Origin of the sequence: Cytobacillus sp. FSL R7-0680 (genome assembly GCF_038009245.1) — a bacterium.
In the GTDB taxonomy this organism is placed as follows: domain Bacteria; phylum Bacillota; class Bacilli; order Bacillales; family Cytobacillaceae; genus Cytobacillus; species Cytobacillus kochii.
In genome coordinates, this window is sequence record NZ_JBBPAO010000001.1 from 2,757,707 (window position 1) to 2,779,755 (window position 22,049).

General features: G+C 39.3%; 23 protein-coding genes. 7 read left to right on the plus strand and 16 right to left on the minus strand.

Translation table 11 applies throughout. The annotated features are described in order from the left end of the window. Window positions 1–157 precede the first annotated feature (157 nt). Window positions 158–1,207: an NAD(P)/FAD-dependent oxidoreductase gene (locus MKY26_RS13825; protein WP_095371944.1), complete on the plus strand. Its 1,050-nt coding sequence runs from the start codon at window positions 158–160 to the stop codon at window positions 1,205–1,207. A 143-nt stretch (window positions 1,208–1,350) separates the two neighbouring features. Here MKY26_RS13825 and MKY26_RS13830 read toward each other — a convergent pair whose 3' ends face one another. Further along, window positions 1,351–1,791 (minus strand): NUDIX domain-containing protein, encoded by a 441-nt coding sequence (locus MKY26_RS13830; protein ID WP_095371943.1) that lies wholly within the window; start codon window positions 1,789–1,791, stop codon window positions 1,351–1,353. Window positions 1,792–1,909: 118 nt separating this feature from the next. Between MKY26_RS13830 and MKY26_RS13835 the strand changes: the two genes are divergently transcribed. Next, window positions 1,910–2,104 (plus strand): helix-turn-helix transcriptional regulator, encoded by a 195-nt coding sequence (locus tag MKY26_RS13835; RefSeq protein WP_095371942.1) that lies wholly within the window; start codon window positions 1,910–1,912, stop codon window positions 2,102–2,104. 41 nt (window positions 2,105–2,145) lie between these two features. On the opposite strand, the gene MKY26_RS13840 is transcribed toward MKY26_RS13835, so the two are convergent. Both MKY26_RS13840 and MKY26_RS13845 read right to left on the minus strand, forming a co-directional pair. Continuing rightward, a complete protein-coding gene (locus MKY26_RS13840) occupies window positions 2,146–4,479 on the minus strand; it encodes a heavy metal translocating P-type ATPase (RefSeq protein ID WP_095371941.1) in 2,334 nt (777 codons plus the stop codon). Next, window positions 4,476–4,853: an ArsR/SmtB family transcription factor gene (locus MKY26_RS13845; RefSeq protein ID WP_370873380.1), complete on the minus strand. Its 378-nt coding sequence runs from the start codon at window positions 4,851–4,853 to the stop codon at window positions 4,476–4,478. Before MKY26_RS13845 ends, MKY26_RS13840 begins: the two co-directional genes overlap by 4 nt. A 236-nt stretch (window positions 4,854–5,089) precedes the next feature. Between MKY26_RS13845 and MKY26_RS13850 the strand changes: the two genes are divergently transcribed. Beyond that, entirely contained in the window at window positions 5,090–5,326 is a 237-nt protein-coding gene (locus tag MKY26_RS13850) for an indolepyruvate ferredoxin oxidoreductase subunit alpha (protein ID WP_095371940.1), read from the plus strand. A gap of 337 nt (window positions 5,327–5,663) precedes the next feature. Here MKY26_RS13850 and MKY26_RS13855 read toward each other — a convergent pair whose 3' ends face one another. The 3 genes from MKY26_RS13855 to MKY26_RS13865 form a co-directional block, all read right to left on the minus strand. After that, window positions 5,664–6,410, minus strand: coding sequence for an amino acid ABC transporter ATP-binding protein (locus tag MKY26_RS13855; protein WP_095371939.1), 747 nt, complete (start codon window positions 6,408–6,410; stop codon window positions 5,664–5,666). Between the two features lie 15 nt (window positions 6,411–6,425). Beyond that, window positions 6,426–7,085 (minus strand): amino acid ABC transporter permease, encoded by a 660-nt coding sequence (locus MKY26_RS13860; protein WP_095371938.1) that lies wholly within the window; start codon window positions 7,083–7,085, stop codon window positions 6,426–6,428. Window positions 7,086–7,146: 61 nt separating this feature from the next. Next, entirely contained in the window at window positions 7,147–7,938 is a 792-nt protein-coding gene (locus tag MKY26_RS13865; RefSeq protein ID WP_095371937.1) for an amino acid ABC transporter substrate-binding protein, read from the minus strand. Between the two features lie 238 nt (window positions 7,939–8,176). On the opposite strand from MKY26_RS13865, the gene MKY26_RS13870 reads away from it, so the two are divergent. Continuing rightward, window positions 8,177–8,689, plus strand: a complete 513-nt coding sequence (locus MKY26_RS13870) for a type 1 glutamine amidotransferase domain-containing protein (protein ID WP_095371936.1) — start codon at window positions 8,177–8,179, stop codon at window positions 8,687–8,689. A 40-nt stretch (window positions 8,690–8,729) separates the two neighbouring features. Here the strand turns inward: MKY26_RS13870 and MKY26_RS13875 are convergent, their stop codons facing one another. Continuing rightward, window positions 8,730–9,125 (minus strand): winged helix-turn-helix transcriptional regulator, encoded by a 396-nt coding sequence (locus tag MKY26_RS13875; protein WP_095371935.1) that lies wholly within the window; start codon window positions 9,123–9,125, stop codon window positions 8,730–8,732. 229 nt (window positions 9,126–9,354) lie between these two features. Here MKY26_RS13875 and MKY26_RS13880 point away from each other — a divergent pair, with 229 nt between their 5' ends. From MKY26_RS13880 to MKY26_RS13890, 3 genes are all read left to right on the plus strand, one after another. Further along, window positions 9,355–9,936, plus strand: coding sequence for a TetR/AcrR family transcriptional regulator (locus MKY26_RS13880; RefSeq protein ID WP_095371934.1), 582 nt, complete (start codon window positions 9,355–9,357; stop codon window positions 9,934–9,936). Between the two features lie 20 nt (window positions 9,937–9,956). After that, window positions 9,957–11,162, plus strand: coding sequence for an MFS transporter (locus MKY26_RS13885; RefSeq protein WP_095371933.1), 1,206 nt, complete (start codon window positions 9,957–9,959; stop codon window positions 11,160–11,162). Window positions 11,163–11,305: 143 nt separating this feature from the next. Continuing rightward, on the plus strand, window positions 11,306–11,941 hold the full coding sequence (locus MKY26_RS13890) for a DedA family protein (protein ID WP_157733896.1): 636 nt from the start codon (window positions 11,306–11,308) through the stop codon (window positions 11,939–11,941). A 143-nt stretch (window positions 11,942–12,084) separates the two neighbouring features. On the opposite strand, the gene MKY26_RS13895 is transcribed toward MKY26_RS13890, so the two are convergent. From MKY26_RS13895 to MKY26_RS13935, 9 genes are read right to left on the minus strand one after another with little or no spacing between them, the layout of a single operon-like run. Next, window positions 12,085–13,485, minus strand: coding sequence for an MFS transporter (locus tag MKY26_RS13895; RefSeq protein WP_095371931.1), 1,401 nt, complete (start codon window positions 13,483–13,485; stop codon window positions 12,085–12,087). Between the two features lie 16 nt (window positions 13,486–13,501). Continuing rightward, entirely contained in the window at window positions 13,502–14,974 is a 1,473-nt protein-coding gene (locus tag MKY26_RS13900; protein WP_095371930.1) for an aldehyde dehydrogenase family protein, read from the minus strand. 23 nt (window positions 14,975–14,997) lie between these two features. Then, window positions 14,998–16,131, minus strand: a complete 1,134-nt coding sequence (locus MKY26_RS13905; protein ID WP_322910462.1) for an acyl-CoA dehydrogenase family protein — start codon at window positions 16,129–16,131, stop codon at window positions 14,998–15,000. Between the two features lie 21 nt (window positions 16,132–16,152). Next, window positions 16,153–17,349, minus strand: a complete 1,197-nt coding sequence (locus MKY26_RS13910) for an acyl-CoA dehydrogenase family protein (RefSeq protein WP_322910461.1) — start codon at window positions 17,347–17,349, stop codon at window positions 16,153–16,155. 18 nt (window positions 17,350–17,367) lie between these two features. Next, window positions 17,368–17,778, minus strand: coding sequence for a Zn-ribbon domain-containing OB-fold protein (locus MKY26_RS13915; protein WP_095371927.1), 411 nt, complete (start codon window positions 17,776–17,778; stop codon window positions 17,368–17,370). Between the two features lie 11 nt (window positions 17,779–17,789). Further along, on the minus strand, window positions 17,790–18,953 hold the full coding sequence (locus MKY26_RS13920) for a thiolase C-terminal domain-containing protein (protein ID WP_322910460.1): 1,164 nt from the start codon (window positions 18,951–18,953) through the stop codon (window positions 17,790–17,792). Between the two features lie 13 nt (window positions 18,954–18,966). Beyond that, on the minus strand, window positions 18,967–19,386 hold the full coding sequence (locus tag MKY26_RS13925) for a MaoC/PaaZ C-terminal domain-containing protein (RefSeq protein ID WP_307317766.1): 420 nt from the start codon (window positions 19,384–19,386) through the stop codon (window positions 18,967–18,969). 20 nt (window positions 19,387–19,406) lie between these two features. Continuing rightward, a complete protein-coding gene (locus tag MKY26_RS13930) occupies window positions 19,407–19,856 on the minus strand; it encodes a MaoC family dehydratase N-terminal domain-containing protein (protein ID WP_095371924.1) in 450 nt (149 codons plus the stop codon). Window positions 19,857–19,864: 8 nt separating this feature from the next. Continuing rightward, window positions 19,865–22,036 carry an acetate--CoA ligase family protein gene (locus MKY26_RS13935; protein ID WP_341097882.1) on the minus strand — a complete coding sequence of 724 codons (2,172 nt, stop codon included), beginning with the start codon at window positions 22,034–22,036 and terminating at the stop codon, window positions 19,865–19,867. Between the last annotated feature and the right edge of the window lie 13 nt (window positions 22,037–22,049).

A 22,049-nucleotide genomic window follows, 5' to 3' on the forward strand; every position in this document is an offset into this window, starting at 1 on the left:
GTAGAGATATCCACAAACTCTGCGATTTTTTTTGTTAAATCCATTGGCCTATTTATCTTATAATGAAAAAGTAGGAAGTTTCTCTTGCAGAAAAGGGAAAAAAGCGTTATCCTTTAATGAGAATGATAATCAATTGCGGAATTTAGGAGGGATCAAGATGGAACAGCATGAGTTATTTGATGTGACGGTTATTGGTGGAGGTCCAGCAGGCTTGTATTCTACTTTTTATAGTGGGTTACGTTCCATGAAGACCAAGATTATTGAATTTCAACCACAGCTTGGCGGAAAAATCCATGTGTACCCAGAGAAGATGATTTGGGACGTAGGTGGCCTAGCTCCTGTACCTGGTGAGAAACTAATCGAACAACTCGTTACTCAAGGCTTAACATTTGATCCCACTGTTGTATTAAATGAAAAAATTGTAAAAATCGACCAAGATGACAACCGTATTTTTCATCTACATACCGCATCAGGTCAAATACATTATTCCAAAACGGTCATTGTCGCTGTAGGTGGGGGTATTTTAAAACCACAGAAGCTTCAAATTGAAGGCGCGGAAAAATATGAGGTATCAAATCTTCACTATACAGTTAAATCCATTCAAAGCTTCCGTGATAAAACGGTTGTGATATCAGGCGGAGGAAACTCAGCTGTCGATTGGGCAAATGAACTTGTTCCTTATGCAAAAAAAGTTTATTTGACTTACCGTAAAGGTGAACTCAGTGGACATGAGGCACAAGTAGAACAACTTAAAAATAGCTCAGCTGAAGTCATTTTCCACTCTTCTATTACTAAGCTTGTTGCTGGTGATGGACAGGATCGTATTGAGCATGTGGAGTTAACTAATCATGAGTCGGATGAGGTATCAACCCTTGCGATAGATGATGTAATTATCAACCATGGATACGAAAGAGACTCAGCACTCCTCAATAATTGTGATATGCAAATTGACATGATTGATGATTTTTATATTGCTGGTAGTAGCAGAAGTGAATCATCTATCCCTGGGTTATATGCTGCAGGAGATATTCTGAAGCATGATGGTAAAGTTCATCTCATTGCCGGCGCCTTCCAAGACGCTGCCAATGCTGTTAACCATGCGAAGACATACATCGATCCAGAAGCCAATGGATTCGGAATGGTTTCTTCACATAACGAATTGTTTAGTGAGCGGAATAAAGAATTAAAGAAGAAAATCTATAAATAATTTCACGTTATAAATAGATCCTATATGGAGAAAGTGTAAAATATTTGCTTGCAGTAATGGTCAAAAGTATGGATACTTTTGACCATTTTTCTATATAGGCATGGCAGTTAGACAAATTGATTTAAGTACTACATTCTTTTATCTTAGTTCACATCCCCAAGATAGACAGGTGAATGATTATCGAGTATGTATTTTGTTAGCTCTTGCGGATAGATCCGAATTGTCTCAAGGCTTTTTATTGGTATCCACTCTATCCCCACTTGGTGATCATCTGCCAGAATAGCATCATTCTGATCTACCAGATGACAGGTGAAGAAGAATTCAACTTGATGTACATTCTTATGTTGCGATGAAAACTCATGATTTCTTCCTATGTATTCACGAATATAACGAAGGTTTCCTACTTTTATAATTGCTCCAGTTTCTTCTAAACACTCTCTTTTCACTGTTTCTTCAAGGGTTTCCCCGTGATTTTGCCCTCCTCCAGGAAAAACATAAAAAATGCCTAATTCATCAATACATTTAACTAATAACAAGCGGTCACCTTCTATCGTGATCGCTCTACTCGCATTTCTTATTTCCATCTATTCCCCACCTTTTTTCCTATTAGCACAGTGTAAATGCACAATAATACTGAAAACATTCATTTTTTATGGTACTATATAACCAGTTAATTATACCTATAAAATACAAGGAGCCTCTATGTCTAAACAATTAGGATTAAACTTAAAAGTAGAAAGATTAAAGAAGCATATGACGCAAAAGGAATTAAGTGAGCACATCGGCATTAGTGCACGTACGATTTCACGGTATGAATTGAATCAGGCAAATCCAAAGGAAAAAACATTAATGAAGTTTGCAGAATTTTTCGGTAAAACAATAGAACAACTGAAATAATATTCTCCTATTCAAGCAAAAAGGAGGCTTTACGCCTCCCCCTACTCTTTCACTTTCATTAAGCGCATACTATTTAAGGCTACAATTAAAGTAGCACCAATATCTGCTACAATTGCAATCCATAAAGTTAACCAACTTGGGACAACAAGTAGTAGAGCAATGAGTTTAATCGTAAGTGAGAAGGTAATATTTCCTTTTATAATTCTCATGGTTTTTCTACTTAACTTAATCGCAAATGGGAGCTTTGATAAATCGTCACCCATGAGAGCAATATCCGCCGTTTCTAAGGCAGCATCCGTACCTGCTCCTCCCATCGCAATTCCCACTTGTGCAGAAGCAAGAGCAGGGGCATCATTTACGCCATCACCGACCATTGCCACATGTCCTGACTCTTTTTGTAGTCTTTTTACCAGTGCCAATTTTTCTTCCGGTAATAATTCTGCATACACTTTCGATACCCCAGCTAATTCCCCGATTCTACTGGCTGCCTTATGATGGTCGCCGGTTAACATCACCGTTTGTTTCATCCCTAATTGGTGTAGCTTTTCTACTACTGCTTTGCTTATTTGACGGATTTCATCAGCAATGGCCATTGTCACGAGTATCCTTTTTGCTGTTCCAAAAACAATGACTGTTTTTCCTTCGCTTTGTTGTCTTCCAATCATTTCACCTATAGTATCAGGCATTACTTGTAATTGTGTAAAAAGTTGTGGGTTTCCAATATAATATTTTTCTCCATTTATCTTTGCCTGGACCCCTTTACCTGTTAATGAAGCAAAGTCTGTGACTTCGATGTCTTTATCTTTTAACCCTTTTTCATCTGCTAAATGAATAACAGCAGAAGCTAATGGATGTTGGGAAAGTTTTTCAATACTAGCAATCATTCGTAGCCATTCATCACTTTCTTTCTCATCATCATGGACATTAAAATCAGTAACTACCGGTTCTCCTCTTGTTAACGTCCCTGTTTTATCAAAAGCTACTGTTTGTATATGCGACAACTCTTCTAAATAGATACCACCTTTAATGAGAACGCCGTGTCTAGCTGCATTACCGATTGCTGAAACGAGTGCAATTGGTGTCGAAATGACAAGGGCACAAGGACAACCTACAACCAAAACAGCTAATGCTTGGTAAACCCAAGATTCCCAGCTCCCATCTAAAAATAATGGCGGGATAATGGCAATGAGAACAGCTATTAACATAATAACTGGTGTGTAGTATCTCGCAAAACGATCGATGAAAGCTTGTGCAGGTGCTTTTTCACCCTGTGCTTCCTCTACTAAATGAATGATTTTGGCAATTGTCGTATCACCGACCAATTTCGTAATTTTCACTTCTAAATAACCGTCTTGATTCAATGTACCTGCAAATACCTCATCATCTATACCCTTTTCAACTGGAATGGACTCACCAGTAATCGATGCCTGATTGATGGATGATATACCTTTAACAATCATGCCATCCATGGCAATTTTTTGTCCTGGTTTTACTAACATAATATCGCCAACTAGAATTTCTTCAACAGACACAACCTGCTCTATACCGCTCCTTCTGATTATTGCCTTCTTCGGAGCAATTCTCATGAGTGAGCGAATAGACTGTCTGGCTTTTTCCATCGAATAACGCTCAAGTTCTTCACTTATAGCAAACAAAATGACAACAACAGCTACTTCTCCCCACTCGCCAATGATCGCCCCGCCAATGACGGCTACAGTCATTAATGTTTTCATATCAAAATCTAGCTTTATTAGATTCTTTACCCCTATTTTTAATAAATCTAAGCCACCAATAATTATTGAGAAGAGAAACATTGAAACCGTAAGATAATGGCTCTCTCCAAACCCAATCCAAGATAGATAGCCAAACAGAACAAACAAACTAGCAATAAGCACACGACTGTATTTTTTTATAAAAGAGGTGGGCTCCTTTTCATTTAATCCGACATGGGCATTCTCTTCGGCTACCTTTAAATTTTCAAAAGCGCCTGCTTGTTCTAACTCTGCAATCGATACCTCTCCCTGTACAGAGAGTTTACTTGCACCAAAATTCACATGGGCATCTTGTACACCAGACAAATTTTTTACATTTCTTTCAAACTTAGCAGCACAATTCGCACAGGAAAACCCTTCCACACGATAAGTCTTTTCATTTATTTTTTGTTCAGGAATGACTTTAAGTTTTTCAAACGCACCCGCTTTTTCAATGTCGCTAAGAGAGGCATTTCCTACAATTGAAAGTTTAGAAGCACCAAAATTCACATGGGCTTCTTTCACTCCAGGTATGTTCTGTACGTTTTTCTCAAATTTCCCCGCACAATGAGCGCATGAAAATCCTTCAATCCGATAGTTCTGTTTAGCTTCACCTTCACTCATTGATTTGGCCGCCCTTCTTGATGATGGATATAGGCAATCTGAATTAGTTGTTTGACATGGTGATCATCTAAAGAATAATAAACAAGCTTTCCTTCTTTACGAAATTTCGCTAACCCAATATTTTTTAATAATCTTAAATGATGGGAGGCTGTTGCCATTGAACAATCAATGATTGTTGCAACATCACATACACAAAGTTCTTCTTCTATTGTGAGAGCATAAGCAATTTTTATACGTGTAGCATCAGATAAAGCTTTAAAGATTAGCTCAAGGCCTGTTATATCGCTCATTTCTTGTTTGACTCGACTAACCTTCTCTTCATCATTACAAATAACTTCACAAACCTCAGCATCTAGCTTAATCTTGGAAACCAAAATAAAAGCACCTCATTCAAACGAATATTTGATTATAACTTCAGTCTATGTAATGGAAGTGGTTATTGTCAAAGAAAAATGAAGAATATTTGAAAAATAATACTCCATACTAATTACCAAAAATAGGTTTAACCGCTAGAGAAAAGAGGAATACAGATAAAAATATTTAATTATACAATAGACACACATTTGTGAGGAAAACACTTCAGATATAAACGATGGGAGGGAAGAGAAAAATGGCTTATGTAATTACATCTCCTTGTATTGATGAACAGGCCGCTGATTGCCTTGACTCATGCCCAGTCGATTGCATTGAAAAAGGGGAAGATCAATATTTGATTGATCCTTCAATTTGTATTGATTGCGGAGCATGTGAAGCTGTTTGTCCAGTAGATGCTATCTTCTATGAAGAAGATGTACCTGAAGAGGAAGAGTCTTTTATTGCGAAGGCAAAAGCCTATTTTGATGCTTAATGAAATGAGAACGGAGTGTACAAACAATGGCACTCCGTTCTCATTTTTTGTATTTAGACTATAGCTGGTGATAATCCGTTTGTTTCGGTAAAACAGGTTTCTTTTTTTGCGAAGCACTTGACTTTTTTTTATTCGTTTCCTAAAAATGGAAATTTCCTTAGTTTCTTAGTGGACCTGGTCTAATTAGTTTCAAATCGGGACAGCCTGCTAACTCTTTACTTATTCTGTCTCGTTTAACATTGGTTCGAAGGAAACTTCTTTTATTCTTGCTCCCCTTCTGAATCGTTTAAGGCCGCACAGTAACACCCTCTACCTATTAGATAGAGGGTGTTACACTTTATTTCAGATTTCTCTTTAGAAACGCTTTTGTTCTCTCATGTTGAGGTGAAGTAAATAATTGATCTGGCTTACCTTCTTCAACGACTTCACCTTGATCCATAAATATGGTTTTTGTTGAGACTTCTTTGGCGAAGCCCATTTCATGGGTAACGACGATCATCGTCATTTTTTCTTTCGCTAAATCTTTCATTACTTGTAATACTTCAACGGTTAGCTCAGGGTCCAATGCTGAGGTTGGTTCATCGAACAACAGAATTTCTGGTTCCATCATTAAAGCTCTTGCAATGGCCACCCGTTGCTTTTGCCCACCGGATAAATTACCAGGAAAGGCATCCATCCATTCGCTTAATCCTACCTTAGCTAATAAAGTCTCGCTTCGTTGTCTGATTTCCGCTTTTGTCCCCATTTTAGCCATTTTCGGTGCGATTTCTAAGTTCTCTCGGACGGTTAAATGTGGGAATAAATTAAAATGTTGAAACACCATCCCCATTTTCGCAATCATATTTTTCACATTTTGAGGTTTAGCATACTTTCCATTTTCGACTAATGCCTCCCCATCAATCATGATTGAACCGCTATTGATTTCTTCTAATTTAATCATACTGCGAAGTAGCGTACTTTTTCCTGAACCTGAAGGACCGATAATTGACACAACTTGATTTTTCTTAATATTAAGGTTGATTCCTTTTAATACTTCTGTTTTACCGAATGACTTTTTTAAATCAACCACAGAAATAACTGTCATACTAAGCGCTCCTTCCTATGCGTATCTAAATCTTCTTTCAATCCATTTAAAAATAAACGAGAGTACAAGTGTCATCAATAGATAAATGATGCCCGCTAAGAAGAATGGCATGATAGTAAAATCACGATTGACTGCCGTTTGAGCAAAGTGTAAAAGTTCCGGAACAGCGACTGCATATAATAACGCTGTATCCTTTACTAACGTAATTGATTCATTCGCAATCGCTGGTAATGCTACTCGGATCATTTGAGGAATGATGATACGTGTCATTGTTTGCCAACGATTTAACCCTAGTACATGCGCAGCTTCATATTGACCCTTATCTACTGAAATTAGGCCCCCGCGAAATATCTCAGCAAAATAAGCGGCATAATTCAAGATGAACCCTAAAGATGCGGCAACAAACCGATCAAGGACTAAATATTCACCTACGACTGGAAGCATTGGTAACCCGAAACAAATAAATAATAATTGTAGTAGTAATGGTGTTCCCCGCATCACATAAATATACGTATGGGCAAACCAAGATAAAGGCTTTATCTTACTACGAGCTGCTAGTGTTAATAAAAATCCAAGTGGAATTGAGGCAATAATGGCAATGATAAAGAGTAACACTGTAATTTGCGCGCCTTCTAGCATAGGCTTAAGTAACGTCATAATATAATCAAGTGACATCGTTCATCCTCCAAAAACAAAACAGGGTTTCCTCCAATTAGGAAAACCTGCTGTTATTCATTTACTTCAATAATAAATCTTCACCAAACCATTTCTCGGAAATATCTGCCGCTGTACCATCAGCAATCAATTCATCTAATGCTGTTTGTAAATCTGCTAGCAATTCATCGTTTCCTTTTTTCACACCAATACCATACTCTTCTGGCGCCAGTGATTCCTCAAGAACTTTAAAGTTTTCATTTTCTTTTGTCATATAATAATCAATGACGATTTCATCAATGACTACTGCTTCGACGCGACCATTTCTCAAGTCCGCTAATGCTAACACATTATCAGAGAACTCTGTAACCTCTTTTACTTTTTCACTAATTTCATTTCCACTTAAGGCATCAGCAGCCGATGATAATGATTGTAAACCTACTACTTTTCCTTCTAAATCATTAATCGTTTGAATATTAGAATCTGCCTGTGTCACAACCACTTGTGCATTACTTAAATATGGCTTAGTAAATAAGACCTTCTCTTTTCTTTCATCTGTAATCGTATAACCATTCCATATGAGGTCGATACGACCACTACTTAATTCGGACTCCTTTGTTTTCCAATCAATCGGTTGAAAGACAGGGGTTGCACCCATTTTTTCTACTGCCGCTTTTGCTAAATCAATGTCAAAACCGACAATCTCATTATTTTCATCTCTGAACCCCATTGGTGCAAACTTATCATCTATTCCGATAACGATTTCCTTTCCTTCTTCTGAACCGTTTTCCTCACTAGATGTTGTTGAGCCGCAAGCAGCTAAAAACCCGACTACTAAAAGTGATAAAACAAAAAGCGTCAATTTTTTTCCCATGATTAAGCCCCCAATTTATAATAAATACTTTAGTATGCTAATATATTAGAGTGATAAAATAAATCTATCATATGAGTCAAATCTATGTCAATCATTATTTTAATATATGCAAATCAAGTGTATATTCTGATATTTTATAGTTACTTTAATGTAACTATGTGTAACGAAAGTGCGTTCTTCACATTTGTTGTTTAACCATTTACGATAAGAATAGATGACAAAGAAGGAGTGATATGGAATGGGTAAAAAAATTGCCGCACTTGTAACAGATATGGTGGAAGAAATTGAATTCACTGATCCCGCTGAGAAAATGAGAGAAGCTGGCCACACGGTTTCCATTGTAAATGCTGAAGCAGGAAAAGAAATCAGAGGAAAAAATGGTCAAAATTTCACTGTGGATAAAGGGCTTGATGAAGTTAGTCCAGAAGACTTTGACGCTTTGCTTATTCCTGGAGGGTTTTCTCCGGATTTATTAAGAATTAATCCTGACCACGCCAGTTTTGCCAAACATTTTATCGCAGAAGGCAAACCGGTATTCGCTATTTGCCATGGACCTCAATTTTTAATTGATACAGATTTATTAGAAGGAAAAAGGGTGACGAGCTTCATTTCTGTACGTAAAGACTTAATTAATGCTGGGGCTCAATTTGTCGATGAAGAAGTAGTTGTTGATCAGCAACTTGTAACAAGTCGTACACCAGATGACTTACCCGCTTTTAATCGTGAAGCATTAAAATTATTAAATAACTAATAAGGCCAAAGCATAACTAACATTAAAAACCAGCTTAGGATTACTTCTCCTCAAAGCTGGTTTTTAATATGCCTTCTTCTTGTAGCTGTTGGATGCGGTTCGTACCCCATTCATACATCATTTCAATAATAGGTAATAGCGAATAACCTAATTCCGTCATAGAATACTCCACTTTCGGCGGCATCTCTGGATACACTTTTCTACTGATTATCCCATCTTCTACTAACTCTTTTAATTGATTAGATAGCGTTTTATGCGATACACCATCAAAAAGCTTTTGTAGGCCATTAAAACGGTAAGGACCTTCTATACCTAAATGCCAAAGGATAACAACTTTGTACTTGCCACTTATCACTGATAAAGTGAACTCCTTCGCACAGTGGTAATAACCACTTTCTAGCTTTTCTTTTATATCTTCCCGAAGAGACTCACACATGCTTATCCACCTCCCTCGCACCTATCCATCCTTTAAGAGTTTATTTTAACATATCAAACCCCGTGTATATCTAATGGTTTCTATCACATCATCTACAGATTCTAAGTAATGTAATTTCACTTATTATAGCTACTGATATTGCTGAAATTTGCCAACTAATTTTTATTGCTTTTACTTAAACCCTCTGATAAGATAACTTACGAACGTTCGTTAATCAGGGGTGAGTGAAATGAAAAGTGATGATATAAAGGAAGCAGCTTTGAAATATTTTACGATTCATGGATATGAAGGTGCTTCCCTTTCCCAAATAGCAGAAGAAGTGGGCATGAAGAAACAGTCATTATATGCGCATTTTCGCGGTAAAGATGATTTATTTCTTCAAGTGTTACATGATGCCAAAGAAACTGAACTACTAAGCAAATTACAATATTTTAACAACATACGAAGCTCGCAACCAGAAAAAGATTTATATGGATTTTTACAACTAATTGTAGATCTCTTTCAACAAAATGAGCAATTGAAGTTCTGGCTAAGAATGTCATTCTTCCCACCAGCTCATCTACAAAAAGAGGTTGACCTTGAAGTCATTGATATAGAAGAAAAAACGCAAGCCTTATTACAGGAAAAATTTCAGAAGTGGATAAATGAAGGGCTATTGCATGTAGAACATCCACGCATACCTACACTCGCATTCTTTGGTGTTGTCGATAGCATCATGCTTGAGCTTGTCTATATGAGTGATACAAAACGATTACAAGAAAAACTAGAAGCCTCATGGAAAGTATTCTGGAGAGGCATCTCGATACGTTGAGAAAAAAAGAGGTGTTTCAAATGGAACAAAAACCGTTAAAAGAACAAAAAGCTGTCTTACTCATTTTATTAAGTAATATTTTCATTGCCTTTTTAGGCATCGGATTAATTATTCCGGTCATGCCTTCATTTATGAATATTATGCATTTATCTGGAAGTACAATGGGCTATTTAGTCGCTGTCTTCGCTTTCGCTCAATTGATTACTTCCCCATTTGCAGGTAGATTCGTTGACCGATTTGGCCGAAAAAGAATCATTACCATCGGGTTATTTCTATTCGCTATCAGTGAATTGGTTTTTGGATTAGGTACTCATATTTCTGCTTTATATCTATCAAGAATTTTAGGCGGAATCAGTGCAGCTTTCATTATGCCTGGGGTAACAGCCTATGTAGCCGACATCACTACATTAAAAGAGAGACCAAAGGCAATGGGTTACGTGTCAGCAGCTATTAGCACTGGATTCATCATAGGCCCAGGAATCGGTGGCTTTATCGCCGAGTATGGTATTCGTCTGCCTTTCTTCTTTGCAGCGGGTATTGCCTTCTTTGCCTGTATTTTATCTATCTTTATATTAAAAGAACCACTAACAAAAGAGCAGATGAAAGAGCTTTCTGAAAATGCAACGAAAAGCAGTTTTATCGCAGATTTTAAACGCTCGTTTAATCCGTTATACTTTATTGCGTTTATCATCGTCTTTATACTAGCGTTCGGTCTATCTGCCTATGAGACAGTATTTAGCTTATTCTCAGACCATAAATTTGGCTTTACACCGCAAGATATTGCGATCATTATAACCATCAGCTCGATATTCGGCGTCATCGTCCAAATTTTCTTATTCGGAAAGATGGTCGAGAAACTCGGAGAGAAAAAAGTGATCCAGGCCTGTTTAATCATGGGTGTTGTCTTAGCATTTGCCTCAACAGTCATATCTGGATTTTGGATGGTGTTATTAGTTACGGCCTTCATCTTCTTAGCATTTGATTTACTACGTCCGGCACTTACCACTTTCCTTTCCCGATCAGCTGGGAAAGAACAAGGCTTTGTCGCTGGAATGAACTCAACTTACACAAGTCTCGGTAACATTGCCGGACCAGCAGTTGCAGGCATTCTATTCGATGTAAATATCCATTATCCTTACCTATTTGCAGGTGTCGTCATGCTTCTAGGCTTAGGGATAACATATATATGGCGTGAGAAGGAGTTTGTTGAAAGCACGGCAGAATAATTGAAAGAGTCATTATGTGTCACCGTTAAGGAACACATATGACTCTTTTTTCTATATAACAAAAAAGGGCGAATTCCTTATTTCTTTCTTCACCTTGGATGAATATGATGCCTCTAATGAGTCTACTATCAGGGGCGGGTATAATGGGAACATTCTTTTACACGATGAGTACGTTTGATAAACAACTGGGGGAGTTCCTTACTTCTTATGGATTATATATATATGCACTGTTATTTTTGCTTGTTTATTTAAAGACTGCCTTCGTGGTACTTACATTTATTCCAGGGGACTCACTTGTATTTGCTAGTGGCGCTCTTGCAGCAGTGGGTAGTTTGAATATCGAAACACTAGCCATTGTTTTCTTTCTTGCTACCATCTGTGGAGATAACCAAAACTTCTCTATTGGAAGATTAATCAAAGGCTGGAATAGTAAAAGATTAAAGCCATTTTTATTAAAAGAAACACAACTCCAACGGGCTGAGCAATTTATGAACCGTTACGGAAAAATATCCATTATCACCGCAAGATTTATTCCACTTATGCGTACAACCGTTCCGGTAGCAAGTGCGATAATGAATTATTCCTATCGATCTTTCTTTAGACATAATGCCCTTGGCGGATTCCTCTGGGTGTTTTTTTGGTTACTAACAGGGCTTTTATTGGGGCAAATGCCCATTGTAGAACAACATCTTGTTGCCTCACTTTTGGTACTTTCGCTTATTCCTTTTAGTATTCCGGTTGTTTTTTTCCTCATGAAAAGAAAAATAAACAAGAAGTAAATTTAAGCATTGTACATGGTAGTAACCCAACCTTATTAATAATTTCATTTATTACTATTTAAAGGATGACTATTTCTTAACATCGTCCATAATCTTAGACAAAAAAACACTCCCATTAGGAAGTGCAACAATGCTAAATCTATCTATTTTTCTATCGTTTGTTTTTGAGAAACAGATGCGGGGGCTTCTTTTTCTTCCCCTTTAGGCATGAGAAAGATGAAAAAAAGACTCAAAGTCGTAAAGATTGTCAGTAAAACTGCGGTTGATGATAATCCTTTCGCGCCATTTCCTCCAGCAGCAAAGATTGCGAAAGTAACTAAAGCAAACGATGCCCCTACACGAGAAGCGACATTTTCTATCGTTAAATAAGTAAAGGAGACCACGCCAACCCTTGTAACAGGTGCCCGAGAGACAACGAGTGCTTTTACGATTGGTCCTACTGTCCCAATTGCAGAACCTATAAGACTCATAGAGATAAATAAATAGACAAAAGAGGTATCCTCATTAGCAAAGATCAACATGCTAACCCCACCATTCAGCAAGAAAATACTGCAGAGAATTAAATGCACTGGTTGGATTTTACTCATTAAACGCCCACTAATAAGGTTGCATATAGCCATAGTTAGGAATAATGGAAATTGCAATAACCCTACCACCGTAGACGAATGGCCTTGAACACTTTGCACGAAGAACGTTAATAAATACATCACACTACTAAAAGACATGTACATGATAATAGCAATGATAGATGGCACCCAAAAATGACGTGTCTTTGCATAGTCAATATCCAGTAACGGTTGCTTAGTCCTCTTTTCAACGATAATTAAAAAGATGAATGAAACAACAGCAACTACTAATGCTGGTGACCACATCCATGATGTCACACCATACTGATTGATAAATGTTGGAATCGTAAGTAGACCTGCTAAAAGAAGAAAGACAAATATTACGCCTAACCAATCAATTGTGCTCTTCTTGCTTCTTTGTACAGAAGGTACGCCAAAAGTAAACAGCAGGAAAGCAATAATACCAAAGACTGAGCAGAGCCAAAAGATAGACGACCAACCGATGCGATCCACGAGAACCCCACTTAATATAGGACCAATGAGACCACCTACAACCGTATAAAATCCATACACACCCATCATTTTACCACGCATACTATCGGTATATACGGTACCGACAAAGTTCACTCCGGCAGGAATCACAGCCGCTCCGGCGAAGCCTTTTAAAAATAAACCGAACACCAACAACCAAAAAGATGGAGCAATGGCCACCATAATCGAACCGATTGTTAGTAATCCTGAACCGATCAATATGACTATTTTTTGGCCAAACGAATCAGACAACCAACCCATCATCGGTTGAAAGCCTGTTAATCCTAAAGCAAACCCTAGCTGCATATAGACAGAATAGCCTGCAGTTAAATCGAAATGTTCGAGCATTTTTGGATAAGCTGGGATGTGTGTTGCCTCTGCAAACACGACAAGTAAAATGCCGATGCAAAGAATATGAAACGAACGATTAACAGACTTTTCCTCCACTCCATTCCCTCCTTAATTACCCGATATGGATCACGCACGCCTTTTCACGGGTGTTCTCTAATAAGGAATCTTTACCAAATCCACTCTCCTTAAATCCACCAAACGGTAATTCTGGTCCTACTCTTCGATACGTGTTGACCCAAACATTTCCACTATCAATTTTCTTCATCATACGATGGGCTCTCCCTAAATTGTTTGTCCATATGCCCGCTCCGAGGCCAAAGCTTGTATCATTGGCAAGACGCAGGGCATCTTCTTCATTATCGAATGGCAAGACGACCGACACCGGACCAAAAACCTCTTCCTGACAGATTCGTAGAGAAGAATCCTTCACTAGTAGCAGCGTTGGTTCCACCCAGTATCCTTTTTGAAGATCTGCTTGATCGTCAAAGAAGCTCTCCCCACCGTAATTTCCTCCAAAGATGACTTCTCCCCCCTCCTGCTTTCCTAATTCAATAAAGTCGCAAACCTTTTTATATTGGACATTGTTCGCAATTGGTCCCATCGATGTCGCTAGATTCATAGGATCACCAAAATGAATTGACTCTTCAATGGACTTTTTCATTAAAGGAAGAAAATCGGGTAAGATGTCTTTTTGTACAAGAATGCGAGAGCCGCCGACACAAATTTGTCCAGCATTCCCCGTGAAAATACCATTTAATGTGACGCCTTCTGCCGCTTTCTTTACATCCGCATCAGCGAACACAATATTGGGGGATTTCCCTCCAAGTTCAAAAGTGACAGGCTTTGGCGATTGTGCCAGCTTCTTTGTAATCGCACGAGCAGTTTGACCTGATCCCGTTAACGTCACCCGATCAACATCTCTATGACCGACCAAGTACGAACCTGTAGAACCATCTCCTGAGATGACGTTTAATATTCCCGGAGGAAGAATTTGATTAAGCAGTTCTGTATATTTTAAGCTCGATACACTCGCATGCTCGGAAGGTTTGATAATCACGGCATTGCCTGCTGCAAGGGCATACGCCGCTTTAATCGTAAAGGTAAATAAGGGGGCATTCCATGGAAGAATACCAACAACAATGCCTAACGGTTCCCTAAGCGTGTACCCGATTGTTTCCTCATCAAGTTGGACCGTTTCACCTTTATTGACATGTGACGCCGCTCCTGCTGCGTCTAACCAAATACTCACTAATGATGGAATGAGACCGTGCAATGTTTCCCGATAAACCCACCCATTATCCTTCGTTTCTAACATCGCTAACTCTTCGCCATACTTTTCAACCTGTAACGCAATTTCTCTTAAATATTTTGCACGTTCCATTGCTGATAATTGCGACCAAGCTGGGACGGCCTGTTTGGCATGCTTGATTGCTAAGTCAATATCTTCTTCTGTACTACAGGGGATTGTCGCCCATACCTTGCCATTTGCAGGGTTTATACTTGTTAATTGTTTTCCTTGAGTAGCTGGCAATTGCTTTCCATTGATTACATTTAAATAATGTTCGATTTCATTTATGGTCTGCATTACAATCACTCCCCTTTTTTCTTTTACCATCCTAAAGCTGCTGCTGCCTTTTCATAATAGCTCTCTCTACTACCTAGATAGTGTTCATAATAGCGCGCTCTTTTCACATATAAATGACAATCTAATTCTTCAGTAAATCCAATCCCGCCATGTATTTGTACATTGGCTGCTGCTGCTTTTTGCAGGGCGTTATGAATAAAAATACGCGCCGCAAATATGGATTCCTGACGATCTTCAGCTGCTGTATCGTAAGCCCAATTGGCATAATAGGATAGTGACCTTGACAGTTCTAAATCCACTTTCATATTGGCAATCGCATGTTTAATGGCTTGGAAACGGCCAATCGGTTGCCCGAATTGTTCCCGTATCTTTGCGTATTCTGCTGCCATATCCACAATCGCAGCCATACAACCCACCATAATGGCGCAAATTGATGCATTAATAGATAGCAGTCCTTCTTCGAGAATGTTATCACCTTGGTTTAGCTCTCCTAGTAATTGCTCTTTATTAACGATTACATCTTCAAAGTGAATTTGCGATAGCTTCCGTGTTTCATCAATACTTTGCTGCTGTGTAACGTTTTTTATCATTGCCTTATCCACTAGAAAAAGTGAAATTCCCTCTTCATGGCTAGATGAAGTGGTTCGAATCGGAACGAGAAAAGTATCAGCTAGTTCGACATCTACTACTAACGATTTTACGCCGTTAAGAACAAAATCATCACCTTTTTCTACCCCACTTACTTGGATCGACGACGCCTTGTAACTTCCTTTTGGCTCTATCCAAGCAACCGAAATCTGCAGGGAACCATCGGCAATTGCAGGTAGATACTTTTGCTTTTGTTTCTCTGTACCATATTTTTCGATAAGTGGTACAGAGAAACTATTCGTTTCCAAAAACAGCCCCGGCAGGACACTTCTCCCCATCTCCTCAAGTGGTAATACCATGTCTAATAAACCTAAGCCCATTCCCGCATAGTCTTCTGACACATTGATACTTGGATAGCCTAATTCAACTAATCCTTGAAATGCTTGATTAAATCTTTGTCCATCACCATCAATAAAAGCACGGGCAATATTGGTTGTACCTTGCTCAGTTAAATACTTCCTTACATAACTACCGAATAATTCCTGTTCTTTATTTAATGCGAAATCCATTCTTTTTCACCTCCAACAATGTTAACGTCCTAGATCCTTAGGTAGTCCTAGTATTCTTTCTGCAATAGTATTTCTTTGTACCTCACTTGTTCCCCCGCCAATTGTCATACCAAAGGAATAAAGATACTGTTTCTGCCAATACGAATCACCAATTGCCGCATCCTGCTTCCAAAGAATCCCGTGTGGACCTTGAATAGATACGGATAAGGCAAAGAGTTCTTGTGTCGCCTCACTTACTATCAGTTTATCTAAAGAGCCCTCAGAGCCCGGTTGACCATTCTTCAATGTTTTCGTTAAATTACGATAATAGTTCAACAAAGATCCCCTAGATTTTGCATATAAATCAACTAATGCATTTCTTACACTTTCCTTTTTTATGACAGGCTGCCCGTCCTCCGTCCATTCCTTAGCCATCGTTACTAAATCTTGAAATTGCTGCTCTAATGTAAATACTTGACCACCAATACCCGTACGTTCATGCATAAGTAAAGCAATCATTACTTGCCAGCCACAATCGATCTCACCAACAATATCACTATCATAAGCAATCGCATCATTTAAATAGACTTCATTAAAGTCATGTTCCCCATCCATCTGGATAATAGGCCTAGTCTCTACACCTTCTTGATGCATATCCAAAAGGAAAACGGTAATACCATGATGTTTCTTCTCCCCTTTTGAAGTACGCGCTAATAGGAAACAGCGATCTGCTAAATGACCAAAACTCGTCCAAACCTTCTGCCCATTAATCACCCAACGATCACCTTTTTTTACTGCAGTTGTCTGAATAGCTGTTAAGTCTGAGCCCGCATTTGGTTCAGAATATCCTTGGCACCAAACCTCTTCTCCAGAAATGATTTTAGTAATATAAGCTGATTTCTGTTCGTCACTTCCCATTTGCATAAGCAAAGGGGCAACCATATGGATGCCGACATAATTTACTAGAGGCGGTGCACTAACGCGAACCATTTCTTGTTGATAGATGATTTCTTCAATTAAACTAGCTTCTCTTCCTCCGTACGCTTTTGGCCAAGCAATTGCCCCCCAGCTACCTTCATAAAGCTTGCGCTGCCAATCTCTTAAGAAGCGAGAATACTCATTCATATCTTCTGGTAATTTTCTGTCTCCATGCAACCACCCTTCTGGCAAGTTTTCCTTGAGCCATGTACGTAATTCATGTCTAAACTTTTCTTCTTTTTTTGAAAATGAAAAGTCCATCTTTTCTCTCCTCCCATCCTATTCCCATTGTGGTAGGGCACGCTCATCATTGATCTTCTGCCACGTCATTTCTACTTCCATCCCGATATGGATGTCTTCTATCGCATGATCCAAAATGTTACCGATCATTTTCACTTCTGGATAGGCAGCCAATTCAATAACGGCAATGACAAGTGGCGTATCATTGTGAAATCCTGGCAAGAAAGGGCGGTGGGAAATGACGTAAGAATACACACGTCCTTTAATATTTGTGCCTAAGTTCTCCCATGTCAGATCACTGCTGCTACACTTTGCACATGCCGGTCCAGGTGGATGGGCGAACTGTTGGCATGTATGACATTTTTGCAAAAAAAGTTCATGGCGGTCAGCCGCATCCCAAAAGGGGGCATTATCTTCATTTTTTAACGGTATCGGTTTCTCATAGCTCATTCGTATTCCTCCTAATTCCTTAATATCATCGCACCAGCAATATCTGGACCTGCCCAGCCCGTACATAAACCAACTTCACAATCCTTCACTTGTCGGTCTGATCCCTCATAGTCGTGACGAATCTGTCGCACAATTTCAATCACATTATTCATTCCATGTGTGTATCCTTCTGAAAGCATGCCACCAGCTGTATTACTCGGCAGCTTCCCACCCATCTTGAGATGTCCATCGGCAACAAAGTCTCCCACTTCGCCTCTTTTCGCTATCTCATATGCCTCTAACTGCCGCAACACAACCCAACTATAGCAGTCATAAATAGATGCGACATCGAGGTCCTTTGCGGTAACCCCTGCCTTCTTGTATACATCCTTAGCAACATAGTCTGAAGCGACTTCATCTACATTGTTCCAATAATGTGCGTGTGAAACACATTGTCTAGCGGCGATTCCCATAATATAAGCGGGCTGCTTCGGTAATTGTTCAGCTCGTTTGGCGGATGTAACAATGATTGCATTTGCTTCGTCTGACTCTAAGCAGAAATCATGCTTATTAAATGGGAAGCTTAAATCAGGCGTATCATGATAAGCTTTCATTGTTAATGGCTTTCCATAAAAGAAGGCTTTCGGATTTCTTTGTGCATGCTCATAAAAACTCACACAAACATGACCTAGATGCTCCTTCGTTAACCCTGTTTCATGCATATGACGTGTGGCAAATAAGCCAAACCATTGCCCAGGACTACCTGCTCCATATGGGATGAGAAAGCTACCGCCATCCATCGCATTTTGCAGCATGTTCACATCCCAGCCACCACCGCCCATTCTTACGCCTGATCTGCCATTCATAGATCGATAAATAAGGACGGTATTTACTTGACCTGTTTCAATCAGACCAATCGCGTCAGCAATTAACATTTCTGTACTGCTTCCGCCACCCATAATATCTTTTACATATTTCGGTCTCACGCCTAAATAGGTAGATAATTGATGTGCCGTACATGAATCGTTTTCACTGTAACTCATAAATCCATCAATCTCTTTTGTCTCAAGTCCAGCATCAGCAATAGCTGCTCGCGCTGCATCTAACGCCAAATGTAACGGGGTTGTACCCGACTTTTTTGAACGTTCGCTTTCTCCAACTCCGACGATTGCATATTTGTTTTTAATGTTTTCCATCGTCAACTCCTCCTTATTCAAAGAATTCCAACAATGCAGAACCTGATCCAACGATTTCTTTTATTGATTTAGCCGCTTGCAACTCAAATTCCACATATTTCTTTCCTTCGTCCTCGTATACGCGTTTTACAGTAGCTGCGCAAGTAATCTCATCCCCCGGTTTAGTCATCGCTCCAAAACGCATGTTAAACTTCGCTACTCTCGCAGTCACACCAGCTAATTGTTGGATATATTCTCCTAAGAATCCCATGACTAACATGCCATGTGCGATGGCTCCTGGTAATCCCATACTTCTAGCAAAAGCATCGTCGGTATGCAATAAGTTGTAATCTCCTGATGCTCCCGCGTATTTGACGAGTTGAACCTTCGATACCGCAGGCTTCACTAATGGTTTTAACTCTTGACCGTCTACCAAATCGGCAAATCTTAGCATTGTCATTCCTCCTCGTATCGTTATACTGCCTGGACTGGAGGCTGGGTATAGATGATATTCATGCGACTTGTAACCACTAAATCCCCCTCTGTGTCTCTCATTTCGGTATCCAGAATAATAAATTGCATCTTTCCTTTTTTTCCTTCTTTTTCATAAAGGTCTGCTACTTTTATTTGGCAAGTAAGAGACTCGCCTACTTTTAGTGGGCGATGATAAATAAAGGACTGCTCACCATGAAGCATTCTCTTTTTATCTAAATCTAGCTCTATTCCTTCACCCTCTACCCCTGCTACCACCGGAAAAGTAGGTGGCGCAATCAGCCCATTATAGGGACTCTGATTAGCATAAGTTGGTTCCGTATATAATGGATTGTCATCACCTATAGCTTGAGCAAATTGTTTAACATGTCTTTTATCCACTTCAAACATGAACGTTGACCCAGTCTTACCGATAATTGTCTGATCGAGCATCGATACCACTACCTCCTAGCGAGCATATTTTCTGTTTGTGCAGCGCTTGTTACAATTAGTGCATCTACCGCTTTTGCGCACTTTTCAGTCACAATGATTGGATTTAAATCTAGCTCTTCAATGTCATAATCTTGTACAAGTGAGGATACACGCAGTAAGATGTCGACAATGCCCTCTACATCAAGCGCTTCTTCACCTCGTACACCGTCGAAAATGGCTTTTCCTTTAATCTCATTTATCATTTCAAGCGCATCTTGTCTTGTGATCGGTGCAACCCGGAAAGCAATATCTTTGAACACTTCAACAAAAATGCCGCCTAAACCAAACATAATCACCGGTCCAAAGCTGGCATCTCTCGTCACACCAACGATAACTTCCGTCCCCTTTGCCACCATTTCCTGCACCATCACCCCATTAATGTGGGCATCAGGATGATATTTGTGAGCGGACAGAAGAATGTCATCGAATGCTTGCTTTACTTGCTCTGCATTTTGCAAGGAAAGACGTATACCACCTGCTTCTGTTTTATGCAAAATGTCTTTTGAATCAATTTTTAATACAACAGGATAACCAATACTGTTCGCTTGCTGAACCGCTTCATCCACGGTAGTTGCTAAGCTCTTTTTTGTAGTGGGAATTTCGTAAGCCTGTAGCACTTTGCTTGCATCCCATTCGTTTAAAATTTGATTCTCTTGCAGTAAATACGCTACGTTCTCTTTCTTCTGAATAGATGCCCGTTCTCGAACACTCTCTTTTTGATACGCACGATATTTTTCGCTATATTCGACTAACTTTGCGAGCGCAGATATCGCTTGTAAGTTACCCGGTATCACTGGAACACCATGGTCGACCATATATTGTTGCCCTTTAGGTATACTCATTCCTTCTAACGGAAATGTACTTACAAACACAAATTTATTCGTGTTTTTACACATCTCAACAAATTCTTGTAATTCCTTCGTCTCTTCATCCCAAAATAAGGGGAACTCTGTAAGAATGATATTGTCTACATCCGGATCCTCCATTAAGGCTTTTAATGGCGCAGTAAATAGCTCTGGTGCCGATACAGAAGCCGCTGCAGTTAGATCAATTGGGTTGGCTGCACTAGCAAAGGAAGGAATCACTTGTTTGATTTTCCGTTGAGTTTCCTCATTTAATTTTGGAATCAACAAGCCATTAGCTTCACAACGATCGGCTTCGTTAATCCCTCTGCCACCCGAGCTTGTAATAATTACGGTATTTCTCCCTGTTGGCAGTTTGCCAGATAAGAATAATTTCGAGAATGAAATAATTTCATCATAATCATTGGCTCTAATCATGCCAGTTTGTTTAAAAAATGCGTCATAAATATCGTTCGAGCCGGCTAATGAACCCGTATGAGAAGCGGCTGCTCTTTTTCCTGCAGTTCCTCGCCCTGCCTTCATAACGATAATCGGTTTCCCTTTTTCAAGCGCCTCGTATGCCAATCCCCTTAATTTTTTAGGTTTTTTCGCACCTTCCAAATAACCGCTGATCACTTTCGTTTGCTTTTCATGAACCATATACTCAACTACATCTTCAAAACTGGTATCCATTTCATTTCCAACACTCACAAAATAATTGAACGTTAATCCATGTTGGGCAGCAGCCATATACGTAAGCACACCAAAGGCGCCGCTTTGCGATACATACCCAACTGCGCGTTGTTCACTAAGAGGATAGCTCATAACAGCAGGAGAAAATGTACCGACCAGACCATTCAGCGTATTAACAAGGCCGACACAATTTGGACCAAGTAAACGGAGACCATGCTTTTTTGCATAATCCGCTATTTGTTTTTGTTGTTTTTCTCCCGACTCTCCAGTTTCAGAAAATCCTGAAGCAAAAATAATCGCTGCCTTCACTTTCTTTTCTACACATTGCTCTAGCCCTTGCTGAATCTGGTGAGCACTTAAACAAAAGATGACTAAATCAACTGCATGTGAAACCGCTTGTAAGGATGAGTAGCACTTCACTCCATGAATTGCATTTGAAGTAGGATGAATAGGAAAAATATCTCCTTGAAAGCCCCCATCTAATAATGCCTTCACCTGGATATTGCCAAGCTTCTTCGGGTTTTCAGATGCACCTAACACGGCTACTGATTGCGGATAAAAAAAAGAATGTAGCTCATCCTTTGCGGAAACGTTTTCATTTATCATTACATTCACCTCA

What these genes read in the sequence shown, in the direction of transcription:
- MKY26_RS13825 (WP_095371944.1), top strand. Translation starts at nt 158, where the DNA reads ATGGAACAGCATGAGTTATTTGATGTGACGGTTATTGGTGGAGGTCCA.
- MKY26_RS13830 (WP_095371943.1), bottom strand. Translation starts at nt 1,791, where the DNA reads ATGGAAATAAGAAATGCGAGTAGAGCGATCACGATAGAAGGTGACCGC.
- MKY26_RS13835 (WP_095371942.1), top strand. Translation starts at nt 1,910, where the DNA reads ATGTCTAAACAATTAGGATTAAACTTAAAAGTAGAAAGATTAAAGAAG.
- MKY26_RS13840 (WP_095371941.1), bottom strand. Translation starts at nt 4,479, where the DNA reads ATGAGTGAAGGTGAAGCTAAACAGAACTATCGGATTGAAGGATTTTCA.
- MKY26_RS13850 (WP_095371940.1), top strand. Translation starts at nt 5,090, where the DNA reads ATGGCTTATGTAATTACATCTCCTTGTATTGATGAACAGGCCGCTGAT.
- MKY26_RS13855 (WP_095371939.1), bottom strand. Translation starts at nt 6,410, where the DNA reads ATGACAGTTATTTCTGTGGTTGATTTAAAAAAGTCATTCGGTAAAACA.
- MKY26_RS13860 (WP_095371938.1), bottom strand. Translation starts at nt 7,085, where the DNA reads ATGTCACTTGATTATATTATGACGTTACTTAAGCCTATGCTAGAAGGC.
- MKY26_RS13865 (WP_095371937.1), bottom strand. Translation starts at nt 7,938, where the DNA reads ATGGGAAAAAAATTGACGCTTTTTGTTTTATCACTTTTAGTAGTCGGG.
- MKY26_RS13870 (WP_095371936.1), top strand. Translation starts at nt 8,177, where the DNA reads ATGGGTAAAAAAATTGCCGCACTTGTAACAGATATGGTGGAAGAAATT.
- MKY26_RS13875 (WP_095371935.1), bottom strand. Translation starts at nt 9,125, where the DNA reads ATGTGTGAGTCTCTTCGGGAAGATATAAAAGAAAAGCTAGAAAGTGGT.
- MKY26_RS13880 (WP_095371934.1), top strand. Translation starts at nt 9,355, where the DNA reads ATGAAAAGTGATGATATAAAGGAAGCAGCTTTGAAATATTTTACGATT.
- MKY26_RS13885 (WP_095371933.1), top strand. Translation starts at nt 9,957, where the DNA reads ATGGAACAAAAACCGTTAAAAGAACAAAAAGCTGTCTTACTCATTTTA.
- MKY26_RS13890 (WP_157733896.1), top strand. Translation starts at nt 11,306, where the DNA reads ATGGGAACATTCTTTTACACGATGAGTACGTTTGATAAACAACTGGGG.
- MKY26_RS13900 (WP_095371930.1), bottom strand. Translation starts at nt 14,974, where the DNA reads ATGCAGACCATAAATGAAATCGAACATTATTTAAATGTAATCAATGGA.
- MKY26_RS13905 (WP_322910462.1), bottom strand. Translation starts at nt 16,131, where the DNA reads ATGGATTTCGCATTAAATAAAGAACAGGAATTATTCGGTAGTTATGTA.
- MKY26_RS13910 (WP_322910461.1), bottom strand. Translation starts at nt 17,349, where the DNA reads ATGGACTTTTCATTTTCAAAAAAAGAAGAAAAGTTTAGACATGAATTA.
- MKY26_RS13915 (WP_095371927.1), bottom strand. Translation starts at nt 17,778, where the DNA reads ATGAGCTATGAGAAACCGATACCGTTAAAAAATGAAGATAATGCCCCC.
- MKY26_RS13920 (WP_322910460.1), bottom strand. Translation starts at nt 18,953, where the DNA reads ATGGAAAACATTAAAAACAAATATGCAATCGTCGGAGTTGGAGAAAGC.
- MKY26_RS13925 (WP_307317766.1), bottom strand. Translation starts at nt 19,386, where the DNA reads ATGCTAAGATTTGCCGATTTGGTAGACGGTCAAGAGTTAAAACCATTA.
- MKY26_RS13930 (WP_095371924.1), bottom strand. Translation starts at nt 19,856, where the DNA reads ATGCTCGATCAGACAATTATCGGTAAGACTGGGTCAACGTTCATGTTT.
- MKY26_RS13935 (WP_341097882.1), bottom strand. Translation starts at nt 22,036, where the DNA reads ATGATAAATGAAAACGTTTCCGCAAAGGATGAGCTACATTCTTTTTTT.